We start from the raw sequence: 10,578 nt of genomic DNA on the forward strand, positions 1-10,578 counted from the left end.
TCTTCGCTGCCTAGTGAGATTCTTCAGTTTTATGTTCGGTACCTGCTCCGAGCTTGCGAGACGGGACCATGGCGATTCCTGCGGCAACCAGCGCTACCGCAGCGCCCGCAACCGTAACGGCATAAATGACGTGCCCTTCTTGCGGGAGGATGAGGTCAATGAGGATGGATCCGATAAGCTGACCCGCAGTTGAAGCAAGAGCGAGGAGCAGCAAACCAAGCTTGCGAACCAGCAGTGCCATGAGTGCGATGGAGAGCAGACCCAAAGGACCGCCGAGGTACATCCACCACTGAGTCGGAAGATGGAAAGTAGCAGCACCCATCGCCAATCGAATAATGAACGCAAGAGCGAGCGCGGAAAACCCAATGATGAAATTCCAGGTAATGGATACCAGCATAGAATCCGCAAGATAGCCGATCTTGGAGTTACCCGCCGGTTGCCATCCAGCAAGGAGACCACCACAGAACGGCAGAATTGCCAACGCAATCATATGGGGAGCCGTGAAATTCGGCGATACCACCAGCACGGTCGCTGCAATAGCGAGGAGTGCCCCCAAAATACGGGGGATATTCAGCGCTTGTTTGAACTCAACTCCGATACCGAAACGGTCACAAATAATTCCGGAGATAACCATGCCTGCAATCAATGAGGTCTGGAACGTCGCCACCCCGAGCGCTCCGACGGAAACACCCTCAGAGAGAACAATAACGGCTCCGCACAGACCTGCGAAGAAGTACGGCCACGGCAAGGTTCCATGCCGCAGATGCCCCGGAATCGAAATGAGGGCTTTCCGCAGCCGGCGCTGCGGCAGCACGATAATGAACATGACGACAAGTCCCGAGAAGAATGAAATACACGCGGCCAGATGTCCGTCGTCGACCGCAACACCGAGCCGCCCGTTGACGGAACTCTGCATGGGACCGAGCATGCCCGCCAGAACGGTGAGGAAGGTAAACAGCACAATGGCAGTTCCTTGCGCAGCACTTCCGTGTGCACGCACGCGCTTCTCCGCCGCATGAGTTTCCGTTTGTTGAGAATTAGTCACTGCGTCGCCAGTATCCACAACGCACGAATCAGATTTTAATGAAGACATCATTGCCTACTTTCCCGAGAGCCAGGTGACGATATTGCCAAAAAGGGTGGAATAGCCGGGCCACTCCATGAACTCCTGCGGAGCCCAATGCGGGGAGATGTCCGAGGCGAAAGCTACCGACCGGCCTCGCCCGTATTCACGTGCCACCAAGAGCGGCTTATGCGCCGCAGTTGCCAAGACACTCGCGCCTTCTTTCGCCACGAGGTCTTGGAAACCGAGCAGATACGGCCACGTTTTATCTATTCCTTGAGTAATGGGGTGATTGACATCCGTGAGCTCTCCGCGGACACCTTCAGGCGCTTCAATACGGTCGTCATAGCGGTGGATAGTAACCGGGAGTACATCCTCAACTGGAGTGCCCGCATAATTCGCCATCGCTTGGAATCCCTGGAAGCTGAGATAGCCGCCCGCCATCATTAATCCGCCCCCGTTCTTCACCCAGTCACGAATGAGAGTGAGTCGATTCGGAACACGCTTTCCCTCTTCGAAAACTTGCGGCGGGAGAAGGAGGGTATTAGCTCCAACATCCGACAAAATGAGGACGTCATACTCATTGAGTTCCTCTTCCGTAAAAGGAAACTCGACCGCCACATCATGCGATCGCATATGGGTCACTTCATGCCCAGCTTTGCGCAAACATTCGAGAAGTTTTGCGCAACCGATATGTACTTGAGTGTGCGGGAATTGATCGAAGCCTTTATGGTCAACAATATCGCTGACCCACGACTCGCCTGCAAGCAGAACTTTTACCATTCCAGTCTCCTTCGACTACCAATTATGTTTCGCTCAAGGTAGCGACAGAGCCGTCGGAAACGACTTTCATCACCACAACCATCACGAGCGTTGCGCAACGTTACGCAACGTCTGGTTGTTATGTTATAGGCTTGAGGTGTTTCACACAAGACCCTCGTTTACATCAGGAGTCCCATGGCAGCTTCTCTAAGCGAAATAGCACGAATTGCTGGCGTTTCACCGTCGACAGTCTCTCGGTTCGTGCGTGGGGAACTCAATGTTCGAGGGGAAACCGCAGAGAAAATCCAAGAGGCGATGTCCCAAGTAGGCTGGCAAGCTCCCACTTTGACAAACACTTCATTGCGCACAATCGCCCTGATTATCCCCAACCTAACTAACCCGTTTTTCGCAAAGCTAGGGGCCGAAGTTATCTCCGCGGGTGACGCTGCACAGAAAACAGTGGCTGTATTCGTTTCGGGAGGGCAAATTGATAACGAAGTGGAACTCATCGAGGAAGCCCTCGCAAATCCTACAGTTGACGCGATCATCCTGGTTGGAAATAACTCGCTCGATGGAGATATCAATTCCGTGAGCCTAACTAAACCCTTCGTCATGCTTGACGAGATGGTTCTCAATGTGGATGCAGCTCTCGAAAATTCAGCCTTGGGGTACACCAATATTCGCCCGAGCTCTATCCCCTACGTTGTAGCGGACAACGCTAATGGCGCCTACCAGGCAACGAATCATCTTCTGGCGTTCGGGCATCGCCGCGTGGCGTTCATTGGTGGACCTGAGGGACTTCTCTCCGCACATCAACGAGAACTCGGCTACCGGAAAGCCATAACATTCCACGGGCTCAAGGTGGATGAGCGCTACATTTTCCACGGTCCCTACTCCGAGGCTTTTGGTGCGTCCACATTACCACGGCTTTTAACCGCCCCGGATCCTGTTACTGCGGTCTTCGCAAGTTCGGATGTGGTGGCCATTGGTCTTATCCGTGCCGCAGAGCAATGTGGACTGCATATTCCCGATGACCTTTCCGTCATCGGATTCGACAATATTAGCCTGTGCGATTGGATTCATCCGGGTCTGAGCTCAGTACAACAACCCATTGCAGATATGGCACAAGCTGCCTTGCGCGCTATTGTTGACACCGCAACTGGACAGGCACCCAGCGGACATATTTTCCCCATGCATGTGGTGACGCGTGCATCGGTGAAACGGATCGGGTAAACGGTTCGAGGCGCCCCGGACTGGACACCTGTAATCGTAAAAGTTGTTGCACTCAATTTTAGAGTCCATGGGTATTTGCTCCATCTCACCGATACGGTAAACTAAAGCATGTCTATAGCTGACTCTCCACAGCTTGCCATCACCACCACCGATGCGCGTGCAGGCTGCGAAGAGGCTGCTCGTAACAATGCGGGAGTACACAGTAGGTACTTACGCACCCATGCGATAGTCATTCAGTTTTATGAAGCATAAAGAGTTGAAGATGTCTAAGAAGCTTGTTCGGCACAGCACTGCTAAGTTTTTGGTGTTTACGACCAATGCGGCTAACAGCGTTGAAGTACGGTACGAAGAAAGTACCATCTGGCTTACCCAGAAGTTGATGGCACAATTGTTTGACGTCAACGTCCGAACCGTAAGCGAACACTTGCGAAATATTTTCCAATCGGGGGAGTTGTCGGATTCTGCAGTTATCCGGAAATTCCGGATAACTGCTACTGACGGAAAAAACTACCTCACACAGCACTACAACCTGGACGCAATTATCTCGGTTGGTTACCGGATCAATTCAATACGCGCCACTCAATTCCGGCAGTGGGCCACTGGCATCCTGCGTGATTTCACTTTACGTGGCTACGTGATTGACCGAGAACGTATGGAAACTGGCGACATTCTTGGCGAGGACTACTTTGAGCAACTCCTCCAAGAAGTGCGGGAAATCAGGCTCTCAGAGAGGCGTTTCTACCAGAAGATAACCGACATCTATTCAACAGCTGTCGATTATGATGCCAAAGCGCCCACAACCCGGACTTTCTTCGCTACTGTCCAAAACAAGCTTCACTATGCTGTACACGGACACACCGCGGCGGAACTCATCACCGAGAGAGCCGATGCTAAGAAACCACATATGGGTTTAACTTCGTGGAAAAATTCGCCTGACGGTAAAGTGCTCGCGGGTGACGTGACCATCGGCAAAAACTACCTCACCAAGAACGAGCTTGATGATTTGGGGCGGTTGGTAGAAGCGTATTTAAACCTTGCAGAGTCACGCGCACGCCGTCACATTGCCACTACTATGAACGACTGGGTACAGTTCCTCGACCAAGTTCTTACCCTCGATAGTCGTGAACTGCTGAACAATGCGGGAAAAATTTCAAAGAACCTTGCCGATGAACACGCACTAGAGGAGTTCTCCAAATATCGAGTGGTGCAGGATCTCACCTATGAATCAGATTTCGATAAGTTTGCTCTCCAAGCAGAACGGGTCAACGAGGATCACGGACAACCTTAGATAATTAATTTACGTTCGGGCAAGCTGCCGTCCAGAATTTGTTTCCAACGGCAGCCTACCCAACGCAGGTACTCGCAAAGCATAGAAAGAGCCCCGCGACACCACACCTTCTTCTCGCTACTCGCGCACCGCTTCCGCAGCGAGTTCGAGGTTGCGAATATATCCTTCCGCGGTCCATGCCGAACGGCCAATAAACAGGCCACCCACGCCCGGGATTCCCAGAATATCCTTGTTGTTATCGTGATTGACGGAGCCTCCATAGAGGATGGCCTCCACGCGATCCCCGTAACGCTCCGCGAGCGCGGCAAAGGTACGTACCAGGTCCTCGCGCCGCGGTGGGCGCCCATGTTCCCCAATTGCCCAGATCGGTTCGTAGGCGAGGAGCACGCGGGAAGTATCCGCTATCCCATCCAGGGCCGCATTAATCTGCGCGGTGATAAAGGGAAGGGTCTCCCCCGCCTCAAATACCTCAGCCGGCTCACCGAAGCACACCAGTGGGATAGCCCCGTGGCGCAGCGCAGCTTTGATCTTGAGGTTAACAGTCTCGTCCGTTTCCCCGAAGTACTCACGCCGCTCAGAATGCCCCATCTCAATCAGGGTGGCCCCGGCATCGATTGCCTGAGGGATCGATACTTCCCCGGTCCACGCCCCGGCATCTTCCCAGGCCGCATTCTGCGCACCCACCAGGATTCTGGTTCCCTCAAGCTCGCTAGCTGCCACATCAATGGCAGTAAACGAAGGAATAATAAAAGGCTGGATATCACCTAGGCTGGCCACATCAAGGCCGGCGAGTGCGCGAGCATAGTCCCGTGCGAAAGCGCGGGTGCCGTTCATTTTCCAGCTAGTTCCAACCCAAAGCATCATTCCTCCAGTGAACCGTCATAGGCGCAAATGGCATCCACATTGGCCTTGGAATGCGAGCTCGGGTCGAATTCATAATTGAAAAATTCTTTGGCCAGTCGTCGCGCGAGTTCCGCACCGATAACCCGCTGCCCCAGGCACAGCACCTGGGCGTTATTGGAGAGCACCAGGCGTTCCACCGAATAGGAGTCATGCGCGGTCGAGGCGCGAATGCCTTTCACCTTATTAGCGGACATAGCCACGCCCATTCCGGTCCCGCATACGAAAATACCACGGTCAGCCTCGCCGCGCGCAATCATTTCCGCACCCGCGGTAGCGAGGTTCGGATAAAGCGCAGATTCGCCTTCCTTGAGACCCAGGTCGATCACTTCGTCGATGCGCTCATCCTTCTCCAGATCAGCCTTGATGAGGTCCTTGTATCCGTACCCGGCCGAATCACCGAGCACCACCACACGAAATCCCATGTTTTCTCCTTTGTTTTCTTTTCTAGCCACGTATATACGGGTTGGTACATTCTTACGAGCCACGCCACATTGAGGTAACAACCGCTCACCGCTATTCCACCACACGAACCGCGCAAAAAGCCACATTTTAGCGTCTTGCCATCACTTTATCCTATCTTTTTGCGCGGTTCATGCAGATTGATATCAGAGCGCCTCCGCTGCCGCGGCCATGAGGAGGGCGAAAGACACCGCGCCCGGATCCGGGTGACCGAGTGACGCATCGCCGTGTGTCTTGGCCCTGCCCTTGCGTGCAGCCAGCTCCGAAGTAGCTTCGGCGGCCTGACGGGCTACTTCGGCCGCGCGCGTCCAGGCGTCCTTGAGCCCCACGCCTTCGGCAAGCTCCTTTTCCAGTGCATCGGCAAAAGGTTCGGTTGCGTCCACCATCGTTTTATCTCCGACGACGGCACCACCGTCGCGCGCCACATTTCGCGCCGCATCAACGACGGCCGCGCCCAATATTTCGGCCGAAACCGCTCCTCCATCGTCAAGATGGCTGGCAGCTTGGCAGATGGCATCTCCCCAGAGTGCACCCGAGGTACCACCCGCGCCTTCGGACCATGCTTTGCCAGCCGAGTCCACCAGGCTCGCAGCTCCCGCCTTGGCGGAGAGGGCCCGGCGGACCGCATCGCGTGCAGCTACCGAGCCGAGGGTCATGCCTTGACCGTGATCACCGTCCCCAGCGATGGAATCCAGCTTGCCCAGATCCGCTTCCGCCGCGATAGCAGCATCGGCAAAAGCGGTGAAGACGACGGCGATGCGTTCCGCCTGCGCTGCCGATTCGGGCGTGCCGGCACTGAGTTCCACCGCGTGCGCTTCCGCAACGGGGCGTTCGCGGCGTTGCTGGTTCTCCACGTTTCCAGTACGGAAAGCGGGGGTATCCGCACCGGACAGCCAGAACTTCTCCAGTTCCTCATCGAGAAAAGCAACGGTGAGAGAAACACCGGCCATATCGAGTGAGGTCACCTGTTCACCTACGACCGGCGCCACGACCTCCAGGCCACGTTCGGCCAGGATGCTAGAGACTGCGTGGTAGAGCACGAACATTTCTTCGTACTTCACTCCGCCCAGCCCGTTAACGATCACCGTCACGCGCCCGCTGTAGCCGCCCTCGCGGCGCTCGGGTTCTTCGGCAAGAACACCGTCAACCAGAAGGGTTGCCAGTTCATCCGCGGTGGCATGTTCGTGTTCGGAGATCCCGGGCTCACCGTGAATCCCAAGCCCGAGAGCGAATTTTCCATCAGGCACGGTGAAGAGCGGATCGCCCGATCCCGGGAGGGTGCAGCCGGTGAAAGCGACCCCGAGGGTACGGGTGGAATCATTGGCGTGCCAGCCAATGCGTTCGGCTTCGTCCAGGTTGTACCCGGCGGCGATTGCCCCGCCGGTTACTTTCACGACGAAAAGGTCACCCGCAATACCCCGGCGCTCACGGTGTTTTTCCGGGATCCCCGATGCGACGTCGTCAGAAATCTGTACTTCGCGCACATCCAGACCGTCCGCACGCATAATACTGGCGGCTTTCCCAAAGTGGAGAACGTCCCCGGCGTAATTGCCGTACATGAGGAGCACGCCACCGCCGTTATCAGCAGCTTGGGATACCGCGGTGACTTGGGACTGCGAGGGGGAAGCGAAAATATTCCCACATACGCAACCGTGCGCCATACCTGGGCCGACCCAGCCAGGGAAGGCCGGGTAGTGCCCCGAACCACCCCCAATGACCAGCGCCACTTCGCCCTCCGGGGAGGTAGTAGACCGTACGACGCCGCCGTGCACCGCCTCCACGTACCGCTCATTAGCGGCGATGAAACCCGCGAGGGCTTCAGCGGGGAATTGTTTAGGATCGTTGTAGATAAACGTCATTGTTACTCCATTGGTTGATCTGCGAGGATTGCACTCTGGCGGGCACGATCCTCAGCGATTTTGGCTCGCACCGCACCGGACAGGCCGAAAGCCATAATCCCGGCAACGGCGACCGATACCCCGAAGAACACCGTGGTAGCGAACATATTTCCGTTCGTGAGGTCTTGCAGCCATCCGCCGAGGTACGGGCCGAGCATCCCGCCGAGGTTCCCGATACCGTTAATGATACCGAAGCCGGCACCCACCGCCGCAGGGGGCAGCAGCAGGGAGTTGATCGTCCAGTACGGAGCGAAGAAGGAGAGCTGGCAGGCGGTTGCCGCCGCGAGGGCGATCACCACCAGCCATCGCTGGTCCGCCGTCACGAAAGAGGAAAGCGCCAGGATAATGCCGCCAAGGATGAGCGGAATACCCACGCGGGTGCAATAGCGCTGATCTCGGTCCGCGCCCTTCCCGTTGAACCAAATAGCGATACCAGCGCAAACGGGCGGGATCGCGGAAACTAGACCCACCGTAAGAGAACCGTGGAAAGACTGCTTGAGGAGGGTGGGAAGCCAAATCTGGAGCCCGTAGAAGCCCAGCCACACAAACATCCCCAGGAAGGCCAGGTACCAGGTGAAGGGATTACGCACCGCGAGGCGCCAATCCGATTCCACCGGCTTTTCGTTACCATCAATGATTTGCAGGGCGCGGATCTCGTCCTTTTCATCCTGGTCAATCCACCGGGCGGTATCCGGATTATCGGCCGCGAAATACCACCACAGCCCCACGCCGATGACCAGCGGCAGCGCACCCTGAATAATGAAGAGTTCGCGCCAGTTCCCGTACATGAGGATAAGGCCGGCGAAGGGGCCTGTGATGATCGTGGCGATGGGATTGTGCATGATGAACAGCGAGAAGGCCCGCCCGCGTTCCGCCTTGGAGAACCACCTCGAAATGAGAACCATGAGTGCTGGCTGCACCCCACCCTCGAATACCCCGAGCGTGAAACGAGCGATAAGTAGCTGCGTATACGAGTGGACGAAACCAGCGAGAATCGCACAGACTCCCCACCCGATCATGAGCACAAAGACAACTTTCCGGGCACTCCACTTCTGCGCTAGGTAGCCGCCCGGGACCTGGAGTACGAGGTACCCTATGAAGAAGATTCCCGCGGCAAATCCGGCCTGGGAAGCATCCATATTGAGACTTTCTCGGATGCCTTCCATGCCGAAGCCAATATTGACACGGTCAATATACGCGATGATGTAGATCGTGATAATAACGGGAATGAGAATTTTCCAGCGGCGCCGCGCTGACGTGGGAACGTGGACCGGGGTTGTCATTTATGCCTCCTCGGCGATTACTTCGAGCGCATAGACGCGTGCGGGACCACCATCCGCGCCTTTGATTTTCAAGGGTGCAGCAAAGAAGAGGAAGCGTTCCTGGCTAAGTTGCTCCAGCCCGGCCAAGTATTCGATTTGCAGAATCCCTTTGGGAAGCAGCACGGTATGGCAGGCCCAGTCTTCAACGGGTTCATGGTGCTCAAAATCCGTGAGGTACGGTTCGCGGATCGCGCGGTCCTGCGGGAAATCAAAAGCAATTGCCTTGGCCTCAAGCTCGAGGAGGTATTCCGCACCGGACTTCGTGATCCACGGGGACCTGGTCCAGAATTCTGGCACGGTTGTGGGGTGGCGCAGTGCCTGGTTGCTGCGGATAAGTATGACGTCGCCGGCGCGTACCGCGCCCGCCCGCGCCTCAAGAACTTCACGGGAAAGTGCAGCGTTACCACCCAAATCTGCGACGTCAATAAGACTTGCTTCCCCGCAGAAACGCTCGATGGGGAGCATCTCGATGGTTTCGAGGGCTCGATCAACATGCTGTGGCGCATCGCAATGGGAGAAATTATGGGCACCGTAATCTTTAAGAACAGTGGACCGGAAGGTAAATTCCGGTTTCGGGAGTTCCTTGAAAGCGAACTCCGGAGCAAAACGCCAATGCGGCTCAATAAGCATCGACAGGTCGACGACGCGGTAGTGATCGAAAAATCCCATAGTAGTTGTCCTATTTTTCTGCGTGCGCTGCCGTGCGCACGGCTTCCGATGTTGTGTTGAGCAGGTCTTGCGGGAGGCGGTAGATCCGCACCGCGTTCTCTGCGTAGGCGGCTCGTTGTTCCGCCTGGGACCATCCGCTCGTGATCTCGCGGAAGCCATTCCAGATGTCTGCGAAGCTTCCGGCAATGGAATCGACCGGGAAATTCGAGGCGAACATAATGCGTTCGGTTCCGAAAATCTCGGTGATTCTTTCCACGATGGGACGGTTATTTTCCACGGTCCAGGGCTGGTCTTTCAACCCGATCCCGGAAATCTTGATGGAGACCTGCGGATATTGCGCCATGAAGTCCAGTGCGCGCACCCAGCCGGCGATCATATCCGGGTGGCGATCCGCGGGCAGCCCGGAGTGGTTAATGATGAGGGGAATATCCGGGTTCTGCTCCAGAACGGTTTTCGCCTCGGTCATATGCCACCAGGCCACCTGCAGGTCGAAACTAAATCCGACGGCGCGCAACGCTGCGTAACCCTTCTGCCACTGCGGATCGGTGAGCAGGCTCGGGTTGCTTTCTGCACTAACCGGAGAATCTGACTGCCCGGGCTTATTACGAACCCCGCGCACAATAGGAATCTCAGCTAGTTCTTCAAGGGTTCCCTGCACCTGCGGATCTTTGAGAATCGCATGCCCTACCCCGGCGTTGGGGAGGCCGAAGCGATCCGCGATATTTTGGGTGTAGCGCATTTCGCCAACCGGATCATCGAGTTCCCATTCGGTTTCCATCGTTACCGAACCGACGAGGTTGAGATTAATACTCGCGGCTAAATCGGTGAGATCCGCCGGCACGAAATCAACTTTGATTGGATCGTAATTTCCGTAGCGGAAGGGGATATGCGCATCGGGGCGCAACCAGGGTTGGTAACCCAGATGCGGCTCCCAAAAGTGATGATGCGCGTCAATAACTGGACCTGTGTATAACTCCATTG

Annotated in this window: 10 protein-coding genes; 2 read left to right on the forward strand and 8 right to left on the reverse strand. The window is 56.0% G+C overall.

Annotated elements, in window-relative coordinates; translation table 11 throughout:
* Nucleotides 1-10: 10 nt before the first annotated feature.
* Both AC5RK6_RS00340 and AC5RK6_RS00345 read right to left on the reverse strand, forming a co-directional pair.
* Complete coding sequence (locus AC5RK6_RS00340; protein WP_274733962.1) at nt 11-1,096, reverse strand: DMT family transporter; 1,086 nt, start codon at nt 1,094-1,096, stop codon at nt 11-13.
* Between the two features lie 3 nt (nt 1,097-1,099).
* The gene (locus tag AC5RK6_RS00345; RefSeq protein WP_274733963.1) at nt 1,100-1,846 is read right to left on the reverse strand and encodes a glutamine amidotransferase; all 747 of its coding nucleotides are present in this window, start codon (nt 1,844-1,846) and stop codon (nt 1,100-1,102) included.
* Between the two features lie 174 nt (nt 1,847-2,020).
* Here AC5RK6_RS00345 and AC5RK6_RS00350 point away from each other — a divergent pair, with 174 nt between their 5' ends.
* Together AC5RK6_RS00350 and AC5RK6_RS00355 are read left to right on the forward strand one after the other, a co-directional pair.
* Nucleotides 2,021-3,058: a LacI family DNA-binding transcriptional regulator gene (locus tag AC5RK6_RS00350; protein ID WP_274733964.1), complete on the forward strand. Its 1,038-nt coding sequence runs from the start codon at nt 2,021-2,023 to the stop codon at nt 3,056-3,058.
* 262 nt (nt 3,059-3,320) lie between these two features.
* On the forward strand, nt 3,321-4,346 hold the full coding sequence (locus tag AC5RK6_RS00355) for a virulence RhuM family protein (RefSeq protein ID WP_284891312.1): 1,026 nt from the start codon (nt 3,321-3,323) through the stop codon (nt 4,344-4,346).
* A gap of 117 nt (nt 4,347-4,463) precedes the next feature.
* Here AC5RK6_RS00355 and AC5RK6_RS00360 read toward each other — a convergent pair whose 3' ends face one another.
* The 6 genes from AC5RK6_RS00360 to AC5RK6_RS00385 form a co-directional block, all read right to left on the reverse strand.
* Nucleotides 4,464-5,210, reverse strand: a complete 747-nt coding sequence (locus tag AC5RK6_RS00360; protein ID WP_274733967.1) for a triose-phosphate isomerase — start codon at nt 5,208-5,210, stop codon at nt 4,464-4,466.
* On the reverse strand, nt 5,207-5,671 hold the full coding sequence (locus AC5RK6_RS00365; RefSeq protein WP_126135477.1) for a ribose-5-phosphate isomerase: 465 nt from the start codon (nt 5,669-5,671) through the stop codon (nt 5,207-5,209). The genes AC5RK6_RS00360 and AC5RK6_RS00365 overlap by 4 nt, the downstream gene beginning before the upstream one ends.
* 183 nt (nt 5,672-5,854) lie before the next feature.
* Entirely contained in the window at nt 5,855-7,567 is a 1,713-nt protein-coding gene (locus tag AC5RK6_RS00370; protein WP_274778612.1) for a dihydroxyacetone kinase family protein, read from the reverse strand.
* Between the two features lie 2 nt (nt 7,568-7,569).
* On the reverse strand, nt 7,570-8,889 hold the full coding sequence (locus tag AC5RK6_RS00375; RefSeq protein ID WP_274778611.1) for an MFS transporter: 1,320 nt from the start codon (nt 8,887-8,889) through the stop codon (nt 7,570-7,572).
* Nucleotides 8,890-9,597, reverse strand: coding sequence for a cyclase family protein (locus AC5RK6_RS00380; RefSeq protein WP_274778610.1), 708 nt, complete (start codon nt 9,595-9,597; stop codon nt 8,890-8,892).
* Between the two features lie 10 nt (nt 9,598-9,607).
* A partial coding sequence (locus AC5RK6_RS00385; RefSeq protein WP_274778609.1) for an amidohydrolase family protein occupies nt 9,608-10,578 on the reverse strand: 971 nt, incomplete at its 5' end.

This window comes from Actinotignum sp. usb-actsch-213 (assembly GCF_059085665.1).

What these genes read in the sequence shown, in the direction of transcription:
- AC5RK6_RS00340 (WP_274733962.1), bottom strand. Translation starts at nt 1,096, where the DNA reads ATGATGTCTTCATTAAAATCTGATTCGTGCGTTGTGGATACTGGCGAC.
- AC5RK6_RS00345 (WP_274733963.1), bottom strand. Translation starts at nt 1,846, where the DNA reads ATGGTAAAAGTTCTGCTTGCAGGCGAGTCGTGGGTCAGCGATATTGTT.
- AC5RK6_RS00350 (WP_274733964.1), top strand. Translation starts at nt 2,021, where the DNA reads ATGGCAGCTTCTCTAAGCGAAATAGCACGAATTGCTGGCGTTTCACCG.
- AC5RK6_RS00355 (WP_284891312.1), top strand. Translation starts at nt 3,321, where the DNA reads ATGTCTAAGAAGCTTGTTCGGCACAGCACTGCTAAGTTTTTGGTGTTT.
- AC5RK6_RS00360 (WP_274733967.1), bottom strand. Translation starts at nt 5,210, where the DNA reads ATGATGCTTTGGGTTGGAACTAGCTGGAAAATGAACGGCACCCGCGCT.
- AC5RK6_RS00365 (WP_126135477.1), bottom strand. Translation starts at nt 5,671, where the DNA reads ATGGGATTTCGTGTGGTGGTGCTCGGTGATTCGGCCGGGTACGGATAC.
- AC5RK6_RS00370 (WP_274778612.1), bottom strand. Translation starts at nt 7,567, where the DNA reads ATGACGTTTATCTACAACGATCCTAAACAATTCCCCGCTGAAGCCCTC.
- AC5RK6_RS00375 (WP_274778611.1), bottom strand. Translation starts at nt 8,889, where the DNA reads ATGACAACCCCGGTCCACGTTCCCACGTCAGCGCGGCGCCGCTGGAAA.
- AC5RK6_RS00380 (WP_274778610.1), bottom strand. Translation starts at nt 9,597, where the DNA reads ATGGGATTTTTCGATCACTACCGCGTCGTCGACCTGTCGATGCTTATT.